The sequence below is a fragment of the Tenacibaculum dicentrarchi genome, assembly GCF_964036635.1.
GTDB lineage: Bacteria > Bacteroidota > Bacteroidia > Flavobacteriales > Flavobacteriaceae > Polaribacter > Polaribacter dicentrarchi.
Genome location: NZ_OZ038524.1, coordinates 1865001 through 1885371, shown reverse-complemented (window position 1 = coordinate 1885371; position 20371 = coordinate 1865001). Strand labels below are relative to the sequence as shown.

9 protein-coding genes and 1 rRNA gene (1 of these 10 running past the window's edge) are annotated in these 20371 nt (G+C 31.4%); 6 read left to right on the top strand and 4 right to left on the bottom strand.

Annotated features, from left to right (window positions below; all coding sequences use genetic code 11):
• Positions 1-2 precede the first annotated feature (2 nt).
• The 3 genes from ABNT14_RS08110 to ABNT14_RS08100 all read right to left on the bottom strand — a co-directional run bounded on the left by ABNT14_RS08110 (position 3) and on the right by ABNT14_RS08100 (position 10145).
• Complete coding sequence (locus ABNT14_RS08110; RefSeq protein ID WP_101902381.1) at positions 3-8627, bottom strand: LamG-like jellyroll fold domain-containing protein; 8625 nt, start codon at positions 8625-8627, stop codon at positions 3-5.
• Between the two features lie 9 nt (positions 8628-8636).
• A complete protein-coding gene (locus tag ABNT14_RS08105; protein WP_101902380.1) occupies positions 8637-9500 on the bottom strand; it encodes a phage tail protein in 864 nt (287 codons plus the stop codon).
• A 180-nt stretch (positions 9501-9680) separates the two neighbouring features.
• Positions 9681-10145 carry an Lrp/AsnC family transcriptional regulator gene (locus ABNT14_RS08100; protein ID WP_101902379.1) on the bottom strand — a complete coding sequence of 155 codons (465 nt, stop codon included), beginning with the start codon at positions 10143-10145 and terminating at the stop codon, positions 9681-9683.
• A 147-nt stretch (positions 10146-10292) separates the two neighbouring features.
• Between ABNT14_RS08100 and ABNT14_RS08095 the strand changes: the two genes are divergently transcribed.
• The 5 genes from ABNT14_RS08095 (at position 10293) to ettA (ending at position 16909) form a co-directional block, all read left to right on the top strand.
• Positions 10293-11408 (top strand): histidine decarboxylase, encoded by a 1116-nt coding sequence (locus tag ABNT14_RS08095; RefSeq protein WP_101902378.1) that lies wholly within the window; start codon positions 10293-10295, stop codon positions 11406-11408.
• 139 nt (positions 11409-11547) lie between these two features.
• On the top strand, positions 11548-13572 hold the full coding sequence (locus tag ABNT14_RS08090) for an NADPH-dependent 2,4-dienoyl-CoA reductase (protein ID WP_101902377.1): 2025 nt from the start codon (positions 11548-11550) through the stop codon (positions 13570-13572).
• Between the two features lie 113 nt (positions 13573-13685).
• Positions 13686-14672, top strand: coding sequence for a UDP-3-O-(3-hydroxymyristoyl)glucosamine N-acyltransferase (gene lpxD, locus ABNT14_RS08085; protein WP_101902376.1), 987 nt, complete (start codon positions 13686-13688; stop codon positions 14670-14672).
• Between the two features lie 347 nt (positions 14673-15019).
• Positions 15020-15196 carry a CAL67264 family membrane protein gene (locus ABNT14_RS08080; protein ID WP_232115264.1) on the top strand — a complete coding sequence of 59 codons (177 nt, stop codon included), beginning with the start codon at positions 15020-15022 and terminating at the stop codon, positions 15194-15196.
• Between the two features lie 21 nt (positions 15197-15217).
• Complete coding sequence (gene ettA, locus ABNT14_RS08075; RefSeq protein WP_101902374.1) at positions 15218-16909, top strand: energy-dependent translational throttle protein EttA; 1692 nt, start codon at positions 15218-15220, stop codon at positions 16907-16909.
• 60 nt (positions 16910-16969) lie between these two features.
• Here the strand turns inward: ettA and ABNT14_RS08070 are convergent, their stop codons facing one another.
• Positions 16970-17974: a porin gene (locus ABNT14_RS08070; RefSeq protein WP_101902373.1), complete on the bottom strand. Its 1005-nt coding sequence runs from the start codon at positions 17972-17974 to the stop codon at positions 16970-16972.
• Positions 17975-19163: 1189 nt separating this feature from the next.
• Between ABNT14_RS08070 and ABNT14_RS08065 the strand changes: the two genes are divergently transcribed.
• Positions 19164-20371: ribosomal RNA gene (locus tag ABNT14_RS08065) — 16S ribosomal RNA — on the top strand; it runs 310 nt beyond the window's last position.

The following is a 20371-nucleotide window of genomic DNA, read 5'->3' as shown; positions in this document are numbered from 1 at the left end:
ATCTATTTTTTTATTAGATGCTTAATTACTGTATTAGAATCTGTAACAACTTTTATAATATAAGTTCCGCTTGATAAATTAAAATCAGTAAGAATTATAAGTTTGTTGTTTTTATCCATTTTATAGTTCTTTTGATAAGAAACTTGTCCTATTGTTGAATAAATTGTAACAGCAACATTTGTTTGTTGTTTTTTGAAACTTATTTTGATTTCATCATCAAAAGCATTTGGAGAAATTTTGATTTCATCATCAAGTGTTTCAATTACTATTGGCTGTGTAATTGTACCTAATACCTCATCATTCTTAAACTGTACTGATTCAGAAGTTATTTCTTCTTTAGAACCATTATCTTTTTGAATAAAGAATGTTAACTTTTCTGATATATTAGAAAACATTGAGATAAAATGTAAATTATTTCCATTGATATTAATAGCTTCAGATTTACCTCGAATTTCTCCGTTTGAATTGTAAACTTTAAGCATACTATAATCTGTAGGGATTTTTACAATAGCATTCATATTTGAAGCGTATTTATTAAAAGTATTCGTTTTATTTGAATTACTTCTTTTAGCGCTACGAACAAAATTCCTTTTAGATACTTGCTGATTTAGATATGATGGATATGTAAAATTCTGACTACTTGAAGATTTTAACATATATCCTTTACCTTGTTCAAGGAAATTTAAATTACCAGACCAACCATTATTTAAAGCATCATAAATAGCGAATTTATTTTGAGATTTAATTACATCGCCATCGGTTGCATTAAAGTTGGCTAAAGCTTCATTTAAAGGTGTGTTTTTAGAAACAATATAAGGTAACCAGTTCCAGTTTTTTTGTATTGGAAACGACCAAGTATTTAAATCAACATTAGTTCCTGAAGCACTTAATGTATTGATGTTTTTTGAATACACCTTGTACATTTGCTTTGTGTTCATTCCTCCTGCAACATTACTTATAGACCCTGACCAACCACTTAAACTAGGGTCACTGTATTGTTGATAGGTTTCTAATAATGACGGTGAATTACTTAAAATTCTGTCAGAAGTTGTTAAATTTAAATCGGCAGTTAATGTATTGATGTTTGATAAATTAGCATCATTTACAAAAAATGACATCCAAGTCCAACCGCTGTTAAGGTTTATAGATTGATATAATTCATCTGAGTTTTCAAAAATTTGAGGTGTTTTTTTAGTTCCCATAATATTATTATTAACAAAAGGTATTGTTAATTTATTATTAATGGTAACAGGATAAGTAACATCAGTAGATGCGTCCCAAACTTTAAAACTAATATCTTCACCACTCGATTTATTTGCATAGACGGTAAGGAAAACAAAGTATTCGTCGTAATCTTTATCGTAAAATAAAGAAGATACACCTCGAAGTTCTCCATTTACAAATGCAGCTACTTTGTCAGTATTATTTTCAGCAAATACAGCATCTATTTTAATTTTACCTACAATATTAAGGCTATAATCAAAATTAGCAGGATTTATTTCCCATTTAGGACCAACAGAATTTACGCTCAAGTTTAATTGAATTTTTTCATCATAACCGTAATCACTATTTAAGTACATGTCATGTTGATAGTTTCCAACAGAAAGTTCTTCATCTGTAGTTCCTGTAATGGTGATAACACTTGCAGGGTCAATAGTTCCTGAAGAAGCTGTTAATGATAACCAGCTCGGTACATTACTAATATTAAATTGTGTTGGTGTACCTCCGTTATTTCTGACTTCGATTTCAAAAGTACCTCCTTGGTTAAAAGGAATTTTTTTATCAACAATTTTACTTTTTCCATCAATAGACCAATTTAATTGATTTTTATCAATATAAGCAGTCCAAGTTATAGGAGATTGTTGTACGTTGTTAACGTCATCAAACATTCTATTTACTGTAATATCTAATACTTGATTTTCTATTACAGATGGGTTAGTTACGTTTGGTTTTATAATTAACTCATCACCATTAATGGTATAACTTACAGGGAAATTAATTAAATCTCTGCTAGGTTTAATAGGTGGTGTATCTTTTGAATAATTCGAAGTACCAGCATTAATAACAGCATTTGAGCTAAACACTTGATTGTTTAAAGCGATATGATAATAACTTGGTAGCGGATTTGCTAATGCACCAGGTTTGTTCATTTTCATATAGAAATATAAACCAGGCGTATTGAAATCGATTTCAAAAAATCGGTCTCTAGCTATTTGTTCTGTACTTCTTAAAGTATTCCATAATCTAACTTCTGATAAATATCCAGAAAAATGGTTATCAGTAGTTTCAATACCAGCTAAATCTTTATGACCTCTAGCACCTATCCATATTTTATCACCATAAAAAGCGGCAATTTTTTCTGAATTATTCGTACTTACAAGATCAGAATCGATATAAGTTCTTAAACTACCTTGTCTGTTTAATAAAACAGCAACATGATGCCAATTACCATCAGTAATACTCTTAGTTGTTAATGCGTACGAATTATTTTCGTTCATTAAACTTAAATTACCATCTGTAGCTAAGTTAATAGCCCATTTATTTCTTGTTCCGTTTGATGATGCAACATCTTTGTCATCACCTCGTCCGTTAGAAATTAATGTAGCTTGTTGATTTTTATCTGTTTTAACCCAAAAACTTAGGGTAACATCCATTTGGTTGTTAATTTGAACAAGATTAACATCATCACAAGCTAAATATTGATTGTTTTTAAACTCATAAGAAGTTCCACTTGGCTTAATACTCCAATCAGTATTAACTTTAGCATTTTTAAAACGTGCAATATCGTTAGCAATTGTACCATTACCTTCATCCATAGGCCATAAACCGATTAAGTTTCGCTCGTTACCTAAATATTTAGTATTTAAGTTAGAAGCAACGTCACTTAATGTTAATGATTTAGACCAAATTCTTAAATCGTGTATATTTCCAACAAAAGTGTTTCCTCCAATAACTACAGGATTTTTGTATGAATATTGAACGTTTTTTGAAATTCCTAAAGTAGCGATATTACTGCTATCTTCGTGGATTGAAATACTTCCTTCTGATGCGTTATAAACAAAAGCATAATGATGGAATAAATCATCATTAGTAATTGTTCCTGAAGTAGTACTTCCTGCAAAATTAAAAGTTATTTGGTCATTTTTAAGAGCTATATTTACACCATTTTCTTGTTTTAAAATGGTTGCGTTAGCTGTTTTAGTATTATTATTCATCCAGAATTCTAAGGTGAAATCACCTGTTTGAAATAAAGGATTATCTAATTTTACAGTATTACTAGCACCATTAAAATTAGCCGAAACATTATGGTTTATTTCTTGCTGATTTGTTTGCCCTGTAACTTGTATTAAACTAACCGCTTGATTGTAAGAAATTGGTTGGTTAAAACGAACAACAATATCTTCACCATAACTAAGAATTCCATCGGTTGGTGTTGGTGTTCCAAAAACAACAGGTGCATCTAAATCGATTCTACCAGTAATTACATCAGAAGTGTAAGTAGTACCGTTCATACAGTTAGAAATTGCTCTAATTTCATAATTACCATTATTAATCTTTTTACCTACAATATCCCAGTTATAATTAATTTCAGGAGTATTTATTAGTGAAACATTAGTTGTACTTCCTGAGGCATCTAAATGATTTTGCGATGTATAATAGGTGTGTAAATTAGTCCAACTAGGAGATGAAATTAATCGATATTGTAATTCGATTTTCTCAAAGCTTTCGTAGTTTAGATTATAATCAACCAATTTAATAGGAAGACTATTTGATGTATTATCATTATTAAATGCTTGGTCGATATTAAAAACCCAATTATTAACAGGCGAACTTACATTAACGCTAGAACAAGAAGGTGTAAAGAAAGCAGAAAGACTAACACTGCTTACTATTTCAGTATCACAAGTACTTTTAAATTGAACAATAATATCTTCATATTTATAAACATCTCCAACTGATTTATTTAGGGTAAGTAAATATTCGGTTGGTTCATTATAAGGCATGTCATTAAAAGTTAAACCTTGAGGGTCTACATTAATCACAGCATTATTAGGGTTCGAAGCAGGGTCAACCTGTAATGTAAAGCTTGCAGTTGTTTCCGAAGCGCTTAAATTTAATAAAGTCAATTTAAATTGTGCTGTTTCACTTTCAGGTACATTACTTACATTAGCAACCTCAACAGTAATATTTGGTTTTTCTAATTGTTGTGTTGCGTTACCTAACTCTTCACGTAATGATTTTTTAAGAAGTGGGATATTTTCAACTTTATAATTAGGATCATTATAGTTTGGAGCGATATAAGAAGCTTTATTATAAAATAAACTTTTATCGCCAGCTTCATAAGGACATGAACTAACACCTCCAATTAAACTAAAAATAGGTCCATTTCCATCAAAAGAGTTTATAATATCGATACTAAATAAATTATTCTCATCACTATCTTGAAGAGTATAACTAATACTAGTTGTATTCTCTGATTCTTCAGAAAGTTCAGTACCTAATGTTTGATTTAATGTTGTTGAGGTTGTATTTTGAAAACCAAATTTATTAAGGTTAAAACCTAATGTAAGTGCAAATGCTTCTTCAAAATCGACCTCAATTGAATTTGTTTTATTTCTTACTAAAGAAGTTTCAACAGATCTTGTAATTGCTCCTGCACCAGAGTCAAAAGAAATATTTTTTTCAAAATTAGCATTAATTACATTTAATAATTTTTTTGAATCTTGAAGATTTTTATTTAAAATAGCTTCAGAAGAAGGGTCATCACCACTAAGTAAAGCTTCTTCTATTTGCTTTATTTCATTTTTAACGTATAATTTAGCTTCACTTTTTAATTGATCTCTGTTATTTTTAGCGTCATACTTTGTTTTTTCATTTTCACGAATAACAGATTTCCATTGGTTAATTTGATGTACGTACTGGGCTTCTGATAAAACACCATTTTTACCTCCAACTAATAATCCTTGTTTTATTTGAGAAACAAATTCTTCTAGAGAAGGAATTAACTTTTCAACAATATAATCTTGTGTGTATACAAAGAATGTATTAGAAGGTTCTTCTGTAAAAGAAATAGATTTTTGTTTATTTATAATAATTTCTTTTCCATCTTTATTTGTTAATTTTAATGCTGTATTATTTTTAATAGAAGACGTTCCTATATTATTAAACGAACCGTAAAAATAATTTTTAGATTGCCCTATGTATAAATCAGCTTTAGAACCTACAAAATCAGGAGAATCACTTGTTGAAATTTCTTGATTAAAAGTATATGTTTTGGTAAGGCTGGTAGCATCATTAGAAGCTACGGAAATACCAATACCTGTTGTAATATCATTTGTAGTTTCTGTTTCAATAACAGGACCAAGTAATCCACCACCAGCAGCAAATTTAACTCCTAACAAAAATTTGAATTCAGTAGAAAAATTACTATTACTACTTACGGTATTTGTAGTGGTAAAACTAATTGTTTCTCCTTTAGCTATGGTTGCAGAACTTTCAGAACCAGGAGGGTCTCTTAAAATAATATCTGGAATATCTGGAGCTTCGGTTACAAAAGTTTGACTTCCGTCAGATTCTCCTCCAAGTAAAATAGCTTTATTAGTATAGTTTTGTACAGGATAATCTACCGAATTAATTCTGTAAAACATATTTAATGTTTTAGTATAAGGAGCTATTGAAGAAGGTAAACCTCCTCTAAATTTATAAGTTAATAAACTCTCATCTTTTTTATTGATAATAGTTTTTTCAGAACCTTGTAAAGCAAGGTTATTGGTAATTATTAACTCACCATCTTTAATTGGTACTTGAGATTCAATACCATTAGCATCTGTATCATAATTAAAATACGGTTCATATCTACTTAATTCAATAGAGTAGTTTTTAAACTGTTTATAGAATAGATACCCTGTTCCTGCTGTGGTAACAGAAGTTTTATTAGGTAATTCAATCATATCTTCACCTATTTGAGATAAAGCACTTAATACAGGTTTAGCTCTGTACACAAAACTTTTTTCAAAATGGTAAGGAACTCCTTCTATTTTTTCTTTATTACCACTAGTATATTTAGGTTTTTCAGTTACTGTTATATTAGAAGAGAAATCTAAAGATTCATTAGCTTTTAATATTGAAATACTAGGATTATTAGGGATTGTTAAGCCTCCAATTGAATTAATAGTGTACATTAACGGTAATGCTTTCACTCTATACTCTCCTGTTTCGGCATTTGTTGAAAACGAAAATTGTGTATTTCCTGTAGCAGAAGCACCTGGAGGTGCATAACTTAATGTTAAGTTTGCTGAACCAATATTATTTATAGAACTAACAGTTTCTTTATGTTTAATGTTTTTTTCATCTTCATAATTTACAGTATATATTCCTTTATCACCAAAACCAATTGGTTTTGCTGATTCTACAGTACCACCGACAACTCGACCAACAACATCAACCCTTGTTTTATCTACAAAAATCACTTGTTCTTGAGCATCTTCAAAAAATTCGGTTGTTTGAGAAGTGTTTGCTGGGAACCTTCCGTTATATTCAAATGTGTGACCTGTTTTAGCAACAGAAATATAATGATTTCCAATAGGAACACTTATTTCAAAATTACCTTCGCTGTCACTTACTACAGGAGTATTGTTTTTATCTAAAACAATTTGATTATCTATTAAAATATTTACTCCTTCTGATGCAATTCGAGCATATCGTTCTAAATAATCATCGCTAGTATCATTGGTTGTACCTGCATTGTTATACCAATACTCTCCTTTAGAAAATTTTTGAGCCCCTCTGGTATAATAATTATAACCTTCATCTAAAATTCCTGGGCTAGAATTACTAACGTATTGATCTCCATCTGTTAATCCGTTGAAATTAGGGTTGTCAGGGTCAGGGCTATTTAGTTCAACAAAAGATTTAAAAACACCTTTAGTATCATATAAAATTTTTCCTTTGTAGATGAATGAAGAAATATCTGTAAAATTAACTTTATTAACTACAGGAGTATCTTCACCTAAGTATATAATTTGTTGATTAGGTTCAAATTGATGTACACCAAGTCTTGGAGATATATTATAAGATTCACCTGTTCCTTTGTAAGGAATTGCAGAGATGATATAACTACCGTTTGCATCTGTCATGCCTAAAAACCCTAATTGATCTTTTCTAGGTAAATTATTTACATCACTTGTCCAATAAGGCATATCATTAGCTAATTTACTATTAAAAAAAGCTTTATTTTTATTATATTCAAATCCTTCGTGTGATAAATCATAAGCATAATTACCAACACCTTCATCAAATCTGAAATAAGAAATTAGGTCAGCATCATCTCCATTAATATATCTATGGAAATCATCATGAATAGTTACTTCTGTTAAAGCCGATTTCCAGATTCTTAATTCATCTAAATAAATTGATTTAGAACCGATAGCTCCAACAATAAAATGATTATATTCTTCAGTAATTCCTGTACTAGAAAGTAAGCTTGTTTTCTTAGTAGGAATTGTAACACTATAATCAGCTCCTTTAGAGGTTGTTTTTTTTACTCCAGCATTAAGAAAAGCAACATCTTCTTGCTGAATTTCAGTTCCGTTTATTAATAATCTAGGAATTGTATTTTCTTCTACAACTATAGAAATATGTGTGAAATCTGTTAAAAAATGAGTAATAGGGAGTAGAGTTTCATTTCCTTTTACATCAGTTTTACCCGCAGGTATATAATTATGTAATCGATAAACAGCTCCTTGTATATTAAATTCGACGTAAGGATTAGCGTCTTTTAAATTTACTTTTATTAGTGTTTTATGTGTATCTAAAAAAGAAGCATTTTTTAAGGTAAATAAATCAATATATTCTGAATTATTAAAAGTTCCATCTCCAGGCTTTAACCAAGTTTGGAAAGTGTATTTATCTGTAATAGGTTTATTTACAAAGTTGATATCAAGAGCACTGTTTTTAGGTATATTAACACCAGATCTTTTGGTGTCTTTATCTCCATTAGTTGGCAATGCTTCAATAATTACCCTTTCTACAGGGTTACCTCCTTCGAAATTTATATTTCCAGTAATAATAGCAGTTGGGCTTCTATACCCAATCCCTGTAATATAATCTCTTAATTCCTTTCCAGCACCTTTAACAATTTTAGGAAGCCCTACGGCATCAATTCTATATTCATAAAGTGTTCCTCCTTGTACATATTTATCTTCATAATTTGTTGTTATGGCAGGTAAGGTTGCTATTTTAACAAAATTTTTTGTAATCTTACTTAACTCTCTTCTGTAAACAACAATATAGTCTATATCTTCTAAATTATTTTTTATAGCCCAATTTATGGATATTTTATCAGGAAAGTATCCTTTTGAAATATCAAAAGAAGCATAAGAAAAAGTTTCATGAATAAATTCTACACCCCATGGAAATCTTATATCTAAAGGGTTTGTTATTCTTTTATTAACTGTAGAGTTCCTTCCTAGAAAAGGACTTCCTACTTGTAGAGTCCATTTGTTTCCACTAGCATCGTTATTTGAAATTGATTGAGAAGTAACCCGAATCAATTCTTGCTGAGAAAAACTATTTAAAGAACATACGATACTAAAAAGTAATAGTAGTCCTAAATTTTTTATACGCATAGTTATAGCTTAAAGTTTAATAATGTAGTTTACACCAAAATTTACAGGTCTAGATTCATTCCCTCCAGTATTTGAAGTTTCTCCTGTAATATTATGAGAGTGATTACCAGAGTTATTAGTTCTAAGATTATCACTAGAAGACCCTTCATCTTGATAAGGTTGGTCAGACCCATCAGCTCCATCAAAACTTCTAAAATGCTTTCTTATTTTAAGTGTATGACTGTGGTTTCCATCAGCTGTGGTTTTTAAATTTCCTTTACCATGTTTATGAGATTTATTTTGATCAGCTTGTGTGTTCATTAAAGTAGGACCATCTTGTTTATTAACAGGACTAGTTCCTGTACCTCTTAAAAACATACCATTTAAATTAGGTGTAACACTTGCACCTAATAAATCTCGAAGTATTGCTGTTTCATCGGTTGTTGGTATGCTTCTACCATCACATAACATCCAACCCTTTGGGGCAGATACACCTATGTATGGCATTATACTTCCAGAAGGAACACCATTATAAGCTGAGTAAGCATAAGGAACATAACGTAATAATTCGTTAGAAATAATCATTGAACCTTCAGATATTTTCAAGTAATGCTCATGAGCAGTTAAAATACTTTGTATAGAATTAGGTACTTTTAAAACAGTAGAAAATACACCAAATTCATCTGTAATAATTGTTATTGTTTCGTTATAAGTTACTACATTAGCACCTGAGATAGGGTTTAGGTAATTTAGCTCTGCTAAAATTGTAATTGGTTGATTTTGTCTTGCATTATTGTTAGGGTCTCTTGCAATTCCTTGCACTGTAATTCCTTGACTAAAACTTAATACTGAAATCAGCATTAAAATACTACTTGTAAATTTTTTAATAGACATTTTTCTTGTTTTTTTATATTTAATAATTAACCTGCAAACCTAAGTTAATTATATTTATAAGGCTGTTTAATTTTATCAGCTATTTATTAAATATGTTTAAAATTTAATAAAACAAGATTTTTTTTGCGCAGTTGTTAATTATTTCTTAAATTATTTAAATTATTTGCTTTTTTAAAAAAGTTATTTCACACTTATTCTAGTTTCATTTTTTATTTGCCGAATTACAAAAGAACTTTGAATATTTGAAATAATTTTAAGTTGTGACATTTTTTTTAAGATGAAGTTTTCATATTCTTTAATATCTCTTACAATTACTTTTAATAAGAAATCATAGCCACCTGCTATGTAAGAAACATCCATTACTTCATCTAAACAATTTATATAGTTTTCAAATTCTTTAAAAGCAACTTCTTGATGTTCTAGTAAGGTTATTTGACAATATACAATCAAACTTTTATTAATTAATTCAGGATTAACAATTGCCACATATTTTTTGATAATTCCTCTTGCTTCTATTTTTTTAATACGTTCATGTGTTGGTGTAATCGATAAATTTATCTTTTGAGAAAGTTCTTTTATAGATTGTTTTCCGTCTGTTTGAAGTTCATTTATTAACTGTAAATCAATAGCGTCTAACTGTTGCATAGTATATCTTTCTGTTTAAGGTTATATAAATCAAAAGTAAAGTATATTTTTCTGTTAAAAATTTATTTTAAAGGATAAAATCCTTAATTTATCCTTTAAAATAGTTTTATTAAATTGATTTTTATCTTTGTATAAAAAATAAAAGTGATGAATAAAATTGAAAAAATATATAATAGAATTAGTAAAAATACAGAAACCTTTTTAGGTTATCCATTAGCAAAAGATTTTTCATATAAAGAATTTGCTCCTTTTTTAGATTTATGTATTAATAATGTAGGTGATCCTGAATCTGACTCTACCTTAGCTATTGACACAAAAGATGTTGAGAAAGAATGTATTGCTTTTTTTGCAGATATTCTTTCATCAAACTTAAAAGATACTTGGGGTTATGTAACAAATGGTGGAACAGAAGGAAATTTATATGGGTTATATTTGGCTAGAGAAAATTTTCCTGATGCGGTGGTGTATTATAGTGAAGCAACACATTATAGTGTTAAAAAGAACTTACACTTATTAAATATTAAAAATATTGTAGTTAGAAGCCAAGCAAATGGTGAAATAGATTATGATGATTTAGCACAAATATTAATGTTACGTAGAGATAAACCAGCTATTTTCTTTTTGAATATTGGTACAACTATGACTGAAGCTGTTGATAAACTCGATGAAATTAAAAAAATTATCAAAAAATATGCGATAAAAGATTATTATATTCACTGCGATGCCGCTTTTTTAGGAACAATAGCACCATTTGTAACGCCAAAACCAAAATTTGATTTTTCAGAAGGTGTTGACAGTATTGCCATTTCTGGGCATAAGTTTATAGGTGGTCCTATTCCTTGTGGAATTGTAATGGCAAAGCGAAAACACAGAAATCGTATTGCTAATTCAATATCTTACGTAGGTACTTTTGATACTACAATTACAGGTTCTCGTAATGGGTTAACACCTTTATTTTTGTGGTCTTTTATTCAAAAACATGGAAAAAATGGCTTAGCAAAAAGAGTAAAAGAATCACAAGTATTAGCCACATATTTAGAAGCTGAATTGAATAAAATTGGTGTAAAAGCATGGCGAAACAATAATGCGTTAACAGTAGTATTAGAAAAGCCTTCAGATAAAATATGTAAAAAATATCAATTAGCATCTGAAGAAGATATAGCTCACGTAATTTGTGTTCCAGGGATAAAAAAAGAACAACTTACCATTTTTATAGAAGATTTAAAAAAAGAATTAGTAAATAGCTTATGTAAATTAGTATAGGTGCTAACTAACATAAATAGATATTAAAACAATAAATTCAAGTACGTTCTTTTTAAGAAAATACTTGAGTTTTTTGTTTTAATAAAAAACGTATCTTGCAATATATTATGCACGCATAACACTTTAAAACACGTAATAGATGAAATACAAGCACATTTTTGAACCATTAGATTTAGGATTTACAACATTAAAGAATCGTATTTTGATGGGTTCTATGCACACAGGTTTAGAGGAGGAAAAAAATGGAACACAAAGAATCGCAACATATTATGCTGAACGAGCAAAAGGTGGCGTAGGGCTTATTATTACAGGAGGTATTTCACCGAATATTCAAGGTTGGACAGCCCCATTTTCAGCTCGTATGAGCACTAAAAAACACGCAAGAGAACATAAAATAATTACCGATGCCGTGCATAAAGAAGGTGGTAAAATTTGCATGCAAATTTTACATTCTGGGCGTTACGGATATCATCCGTTAACCGTTGCTCCATCAAAAATAAAAGCGCCAATTAATCCGTTTAAACCTTTTGAATTAAAACAATCAGGCATCCGAAGAACGGTTAAAGATTTTGTGAATTCTGCTAAATTATCGCAAGAAGCAGGGTATGATGGTGTTGAAATTATGGGGTCGGAAGGCTATTTAATCAATCAATTTATTGTAAAAAGAACCAATAAAAGAACCGATAATTACGGAGGAGTTTATGAAAATAGAATCCGTTTAGCCGTAGAATTAGTTCAAAAAATAAGAGAATCCGTAGGTGAAAATTTTATTATTATCTATAGATTATCTATGTTAGATTTGGTAGAACAAGGTAGTTCTTGGGAAGAAGTCGTGCAACTTGGAAAAGAAATAGAAAAAGCAGGAGCAACCATAATTAATACGGGAATCGGTTGGCATGAATCACGTATTCCAACCATTGCAACATCCGTTCCAAGAGGAGCATTTACTTGGGTTACTCAAAAAATGAAAGAAGAATTATCAATTCCGTTGATAACTTCAAACCGAATTAATATGCCCGAAACCGCAGAAAAAGTATTGGCAGAAGGTCATGCCGATATGATTTCTATGGCACGTCCGTTTTTAGCAGATCCGCAGTGGGTAAATAAAGCAAAACAAGAACGTGATGATGAAATAAATACCTGTATTGCTTGTAATCAGGCGTGTTTAGACCATGCTTTTCAACAAAAAGTAGCGAGTTGTTTGGTAAATCCGAGAGCTTGCCACGAAACCGAATTTAATTATAATCCAACGAAAAATAAGAAAAAAATAGCCGTAGTCGGTGCAGGACCAGCAGGATTATCTGCATCTACAATTTTAGCTCAAAGAGGACACGAAGTAACACTTTTTGATGCCGATAAAGAAATAGGAGGTCAGTTTAATATCGCGAAGCAAATTCCTGGAAAAGAAGAATTTTACGAAACAATTCGATATTTTAAAAAACAATTAGAATTACAAAAAGTAACCGTAAAATTAAATACACGAGTTTCTGCGGATGATTTACAAAAAGGAAATTTTGATGAGGTAATTATCGCCACAGGAATTACGCCAAGAATGCCAAGAATTAACGGAATTGAACACGAAAAAGTATTAAATTATATTGATGTAATTAAGCACAAAAAACATGTAGGTAAACGTGTAGCCGTTATAGGTGCTGGTGGAATTGGGTTTGATGTATCGGAATATTTAGCACACCAAGGAGAAAGTACTGCCTTAAATATTGATACTTGGTTACAGGAATGGGGAATTGATAAATCGCTAAAATCGCGTGCAGGAATTGAAAATGTTACACCTGAATTTCATCCATCGCCAAGAGAAATTTTTATGTTTAAACGTAGCAAAGGAAAATTTGGTAAGAACTTAGGAAAAACAACAGGTTGGATTCATCGAGCTACTTTAAAAAAGAAAAAAGTACAGTTTATAAATGAAGTTCAATACACGAAAATTGATGATGAAGGTTTGCATTATACCCAAGGAGAGGAGCAAAAAATACTAGCCGTAGACAATGTAATTATTTGTGCAGGACAACTTCCTTTTAAAGAATTAGTAACACCTTTAGAAGAAAAAGGTATCAAAATACATGTAATTGGAGGAGCTGATTTTGCTTCGGAATTAGATGCAAAACGTGCGATTAATCAAGGAAGTAGATTAGCGGCGGAGATTTAATAAAAAAATACTAGTATTTTAAAAATCCTACATTAATGTAGGATTTTTTTTTGATTTGTCTTTAATAAGGAATTAAACACTATTTTTAACAAATTAATCCCCAAAAAAATAAAATGAACTCATTTACTATACAAGAAATCAATTCATTATTAAATGGAGAATTATTAGGAAATTGCACTGAAAAAATTACTGCTCCCGAGCAAATTGAAAAAGCTCAAAAAGGACAAATTACTTTTATTGGAAATAAAAAATTTGCAAAATTATGGAATACTTCTAATGCAAGTGCAGCTATTGTATGTAGTAAGTTAGATATTCATCCAGAAGATAATAAAGCATTCATAAAGGTTGAAAATGCCGATTTAGCAATGGCAACATTATTAGAGGCATTTCAACCAGAAGCACCACATTTTGAAACAGCAATTCATCCAACAGCTGTAATCGATAAAACTGCAACAATAGGCGAAGGCTGTAAAATAGGAGCAAATACTTATGTTGGTAAAAATGTTGTGTTAGCTAATAATGTTATATTATATCCAAACGTTACTATTTTTGATGATACTACTATTGGTCAAAATACCACAGTTTGGTCGGGTACGGTAATTAGAGAAAGAACTATTATCGGAAATAACTGTATTTTTCATGTTAATGTAAGTATTGGAGCTGACGGATTTGGTTACAGACCAAGCGCACAAGGATTAACAAAAATTCCGCATATAGGAAATGTTGTTATCGGAAATCAAGTAGAAATTGGTGCAAATTCATGTATCGATAGAGGTAAATTTAGCTCAACTATTTTAGGCGATGGTTGTAAAATTGATAACTTGGTTCAAATAGGGCATAACTCTGTTTTAGGAAAGTTCTGTATTATGGCAGGAAGTAGTGGTTTAGCAGGCTCAGTAACCTTAGGCGATGGCGTTATTATTGGCGGAAGTGCTTCCATAAAAGACCATACAACAATTCATTCAGGTGCAGTTGTAGGAGCAGGTTCTGGTGTTATAGCTGATGTTCCCGCAGGAAAAACTGTACTTGGTTATCCAGCAACCGATGCTAGAGAAAAGATGAAACAATGGGTTGCTTTACGTAAATTAGGGAGGCAGTAAATTTTTTATTTGAAGCTATTTCCCGCTTTCCGCACTCGCTCTTTTTTTGAAGAAAAATCAAAAAAAGGAGCTCAAACAAAGCTTCAATCGGGGCTAGGGGTTTTGTTTATCTGAAGTAAAGTTAGAATTTAATTTAAAATTTTAAGTTAAATAAGAAGCGTATAAAAAGATTTTAAATATCGTTAATTATTAAAATAGTAGTAAAATAGCGATAATTATAGCTCTTAAAAAAGTATTATAAGCTATTTTATAGCGAAAAGGCAAAAGTGTCATCAAAAATAATAAAATAAAAGCCGATATTTGCCCCACATATTTTTTGTAAAGAGTAAAAAGAGTAAATTATGGCAATGAATAAAAATAACGTCTTAGCATGGGCAACACTTATAATGGTTTTAATAGGGCTTTTATTAGTCTGCTTAGGAGCTTTTAGATATGATGAGGTAGCAGGATATGGTTTTGCAGCAGTAGGCTTAGGTTTTTTTGCAAACGCATGGGTTTTTAATGCCTTAAAAGGAAGAGTTTAATTAAATCAAAATTACAACAAAATGTCAGACGATAAGAAAGTTATTTTTTCAATGAGTAAGGTCTCAAAGACCTATCAAAGTACCAATAAACAAGTTTTAAAAGATATTTATTTAAGTTTCTTTTACGGAGCTAAAATTGGTATTTTAGGTTTAAATGGGTCGGGTAAATCTACTTTATTAAAAATAATTGCAGGAGTAGAGAAAAATTTTCAAGGTGATGTTACTTTTTCACCAGGTTATAAAGTTGGTTATTTAGAGCAAGAACCAAAATTAGACGAAACCAAAACAGTTATTGAAATAGTTAAAGAAGGTGTTGCAGAAACCGTAGCAATTTTAGAAGAATACAACAAAATCAACGATATGTTTGGTTTAGAAGAAGTGTATTCTGATGCTGATAAAATGGATAAGTTAATGGCGCAACAAGCAGAACTTCAAGATAAAATTGATGCTTCTAATGCTTGGGAACTTGATACTAAATTAGAAATTGCAATGGACGCATTACGTACTCCAGATGCTGATACGCCAATTAAAAACTTATCAGGAGGGGAACGTAGAAGAGTTGCTTTATGTAGGTTATTATTACAAGAACCAGAAATTTTATTATTAGATGAGCCTACCAACCACTTAGATGCAGAATCTGTACACTGGTTAGAACATCATTTAGCACAATATAAAGGAACGGTAATTGCTGTAACGCACGATAGATATTTCTTAGATAACGTTGCTGGTTGGATTTTAGAATTAGATAGAGGTGAAGGAATCCCTTGGAAAGGAAACTACTCTTCTTGGTTAGATCAAAAATCTAACAGAATGGCACAAGAAAGTAAAACAGCTTCTAAGCGTCAAAAAACATTAGAAAGAGAATTAGAGTGGGTTCGTCAAGGAGCTAAAGGTCGTCAAACAAAGCAAAAAGCACGTTTGAAGAACTATGATAAGTTGATGAGTCAAGACCAGAAACAAACGGATGAAAAATTAGAAATTTATATTCCTAATGGTCCACGTTTAGGAACGAATGTTATTGAAGCAAGTAGTGTTTCAAAAGCTTTTGGCGATAAATTATTATATGATAACTTAGAGTTTAATTTGCCACAAGCAGGAATTGTTGGAATTATCGGACCAAATGGTGCAGGTAAAACCACTATTTTTAAAATGATTATGGGAGAAGAAACTCCTGATGCAGGAAGTTTTAAAGTCGGTGAAACGGCAAAAATCGCTTATGTAGATCAGGCACACTCTAACATTGACCCTGATAAATCTATTTGGGAAAATTTCTCTGAAGGTCAAGATTTAGTAATGATGGGAGGGAAGCAAGTAAATTCTCGTGCTTATTTAAGTCGTTTTAATTTTGGAGGAAGTGAACAAAACAAAAAAGTTTCTACACTTTCTGGAGGTGAGCGTAACCGTTTACACTTAGCAATGACTTTAAAGGAAGAAGGAAATGTTTTATTATTAGATGAACCGACGAATGATTTAGATGTAAATACATTAAGAGCATTAGAAGAAGGTTTAGAAAACTTTGCTGGTTGTGCAGTTGTTATTAGTCACGATAGATGGTTTTTAGATAGAATTTGTACACATATTTTAGCTTTTGAAGGAAACAGTGAAGTGTATTTCTTTGAAGGAGGATTCTCTGAATACGAAGCAAATAAAAAGAAACGTTTAGGTGGTGATTTAATGCCAAAACGAATTAAATACAGAAAATTAATTAGATAATTTTTTGTTTATATAATTCCGTAGAGACGCGATTTATCGCGTCTCTACCATTTTATTATTTTACAACAAATCATACGATAAATCGTAACGTAAACCAACCGAAACATTTGTAATTGCAGGCTTATCAGAATCATTATAGTTTAAAACTTCAATATAGGTTCGAACGTTCTTTTTAAACCTTTTTTCAAAAGTAAAATTAAAACCATTACCATTTACAGTACCGTTATCATAATTAAAATAGCTTGATTTAAGGTGATATCTTTCATTAAAAGAATATACAGCAGCAACATCTAAGGTACTTCCATCCAGTTTTAAATCATCATTATTTTTAATATTAATATTTTGATAATTAATAGCGGTATATAAATTATTAAAAAGCGTAGTGGAAGCTGCAAAAGCAAAAATATCACGCTTAACACCAGTTTTATCTTCATCTGCTAAATAAGAAGTTCCTAAATAAAAATTTTCAGCAGTATATCCTACACCAAGTATTGCGCTATCCACATAACTTCTTCCGTAGGCATCATCAGTAACCCCGCCATTAGTAGAGCCAGAATCACCATTTATTTGTACACCTGCATCAATTTTAAAATTTCCTAATGTATTTTTGTAGGTAACCAAATTATTAGTTCTAAAAGGACTTTGCGTATCATAAGCAAAAGGGCTCGACCTATGGTTAAAAACATCCGTTACTTCGGCAACAATATTGTAATGTGGCGACCATTGTTTACCAATAGCAATGCGTCCCCAATTTCCTTTTAAACCCGCATAGCCTAAACGAGCATCGCCAAAATCGGCATCACCTTCAATATCAATATCCCATTCTCCATGAACAAAAGCCGTTAGATTTTTATCAATGTTCTGTTCCGCTTTAAAACCTAATCGAGAGAAAAAATCAGTAACATCAAGGCTTTCAATATTTTTTACTTTATCATTTCGATAAGTAACAGAGGGTCTTAAACTACCATAAACTGTAATTTTTTGACTATCTTGTTTTTTAAATTTTTCTTGAGCATTTGCAGCAAAAACCACTAATACCATAGCGGCAATCATCATTTTTTTCATAGATATTTTATTTTATAAACTGTTTTGATAATAAACAAATATACAATATGAACAGAAAGACCTTATATTTATCTTTATTAAGTCAATAATTATTTTATTAGAAGCAATTACCCGCTTTCCGCACTCGCTTTTTTTTGAAGAAAAATCAAAAAAAGAGCTCAAACAAAGCTTCAATCGGGGCTAGGCATTTGTACTTTTTTTAATAATTCGAGAACTTAACTATAATTTAGGCAAAGTTTATACTATCATTTCGAGCAGTAAAACTTAAACCTCACAGGTTTTTAAAACCTGTGAGGTTTGTTCTTGTTTGGAGAATTCAAAACGAAACCCCATTAACGAATAATAAATATCAGTTCTAATGATTTTTTTTCTGTTTAGGTAATTCAAAACGTCCTGCTGAATTTATTTCAGCATCGCATCAAAATGAGAACCCCAGAACATCAGCCTGAAAATCGGAAGTAAAATTTCCATAAACGAACAATAAACTGTCAGTTCGAGTGATTTTTTTTCCTTCAAAAAAATAGTATCGAGAACTTTATCAGTATTAAAATCAAAAAAACAAATAAAAATCTATTACTAAAATAGCAAAACAAAACGTTCTAAGCTATTTTTAATGACTTTTAACACTCCAAAAAAACATAATTTCAGATATTGATATGTGCTAATTTTAGCAGAATCCTACTTTTTAAAACTAATAGAACATAAAAGATAAAAAAACACACAAATCAATCTTCTAGTAATCAGCGATTAATAAAATACTTTTAAAATAAACAAATAAAACCCCTTGTCAGTCCAATAAAAGGACGTAGATTTGCAACCGCTAACAACAAAACGCAAGTTTAAAAGTTAACAACTGTTCCTTAAAATATCGTTAAGTATCATTTTAATAAAATGTAAAAAATAAGTTAATTTTAACTTGTTTAAAACAAATAAAAGAATGTATATTTGCAACCGCTTTCAGAAAGCGTAACGATTAAAGAAATTTGGAAATGACAATAGTATGTCAGTTAGTTCGATTCTAACGTTTCTACAAAAAATGATAAGATTATTCTTATCTCTGGTTTTTTTTTTAAAAACTAGGTTCATTGAAAATATTGAAATTGACAGCGTAAATAAGAGTAGAATAACCACAACTTCTAACGAAGTTAAATTCTTTTGAAACTTATTCATTAAATATTATTTAAAATATACAATGAAGAGTTTGATCCTGGCTCAGGATGAACGCTAGCGGCAGGCTTAACACATGCAAGTCGAGGGGTAACATTATGCTTGCATAGATGACGACCGGCGAACGGGTGCGTAACGCGTATAGAATCTGCCTTGTACAGGAGGATAGCCTTTAGAAATGAAGATTAATACTCCATAATGTAGTGCTTCGGCATCGGAACACTATTAAACATTTATGGGTACAAGATGACTATGCGTCCTATTAGCTAGATGGTAAGGTAACGGCTTACCATGGCAACGATAGGTAGGGGGTCTGAGAGGATTATCCCCCACACTGGTACTGAGACACGGACCAGACTCCTACGGGAGGCAGCAGTGAGGAATATTGGTCAATGGAGGCAACTCTGAACCAGCCATGCCGCGTGCAGGATGACTGCCCTATGGGTTGTAAACTGCTTTTATACAGGAAGAAACCGATCTACGTGTAGATCCTTGACGGTACTGTAAGAATAAGGACCGGCTAACTCCGTGCCAGCAGCCGCGGTAATACGGAGGGTCCGAGCGTTATCCGGAATCATTGGGTTTAAAGGGTCCGCAGGCGGTCAATTAAGTCAGAGGTGAAATCCCATCGCTCAACGATGGAACTGCCTTTGATACTGATTGACTTGAGTTATATGGAAGTAGATAGAATAAGTAGTGTAGCGGTGAAATGCATAGATATTACTTAGAATACCGATTGCGAAGGCAGTCTACTACGTATATACTGACGCTGAGGGACGAAAGCGTGGGGAGCGAACAGGATTAGATACCCTGGTAGTCCACGCCGTAAACGATGGATACTAGTTGTTGGACTTCGGTTCAGTGACTAAGCGAAAGTGATAAGTATCCCACCTGGGGAGTACGGTCGCAAGACTGAAACTCAAAGGAATTGACGGGGGCCCGCACAAGCGGTGGAGCATGTGGTTTAATTCGATGATACGCGAGGAACCTTACCAGGGCTTAAATGTGGTCTGACAGCTTTAGAGATAGAGTTTTCTTCGGACAGATCACAAGGTGCTGCATGGTTGTCGTCAGCTCGTGCCGTGAGGTGTCAGGTTAAGTCCTATAACGAGCGCAACCCCTATTTTTAGTTGCTAACAGGTTAAGCTGAGGACTCTAGAGAGACTGCCGGTGCAAACCGTGAGGAAGGTGGGGATGACGTCAAATCATCACGGCCCTTACGTCCTGGGC

Excerpts from the sequence above, each read along its gene's own strand:
- ABNT14_RS08110 (WP_101902381.1), bottom strand. The coding sequence starts at position 8,627 with ATGCGTATAAAAAATTTAGGACTACTATTACTTTTTAGTATCGTATGT.
- ABNT14_RS08105 (WP_101902380.1), bottom strand. The coding sequence starts at position 9,500 with ATGTCTATTAAAAAATTTACAAGTAGTATTTTAATGCTGATTTCAGTA.
- ABNT14_RS08100 (WP_101902379.1), bottom strand. The coding sequence starts at position 10,145 with ATGCAACAGTTAGACGCTATTGATTTACAGTTAATAAATGAACTTCAA.
- ABNT14_RS08095 (WP_101902378.1), top strand. The coding sequence starts at position 10,293 with ATGAATAAAATTGAAAAAATATATAATAGAATTAGTAAAAATACAGAA.
- ABNT14_RS08090 (WP_101902377.1), top strand. The coding sequence starts at position 11,548 with ATGAAATACAAGCACATTTTTGAACCATTAGATTTAGGATTTACAACA.
- lpxD (WP_101902376.1), top strand. The coding sequence starts at position 13,686 with ATGAACTCATTTACTATACAAGAAATCAATTCATTATTAAATGGAGAA.
- ABNT14_RS08080 (WP_232115264.1), top strand. The coding sequence starts at position 15,020 with ATGAATAAAAATAACGTCTTAGCATGGGCAACACTTATAATGGTTTTA.
- ettA (WP_101902374.1), top strand. The coding sequence starts at position 15,218 with ATGTCAGACGATAAGAAAGTTATTTTTTCAATGAGTAAGGTCTCAAAG.
- ABNT14_RS08070 (WP_101902373.1), bottom strand. The coding sequence starts at position 17,974 with ATGAAAAAAATGATGATTGCCGCTATGGTATTAGTGGTTTTTGCTGCA.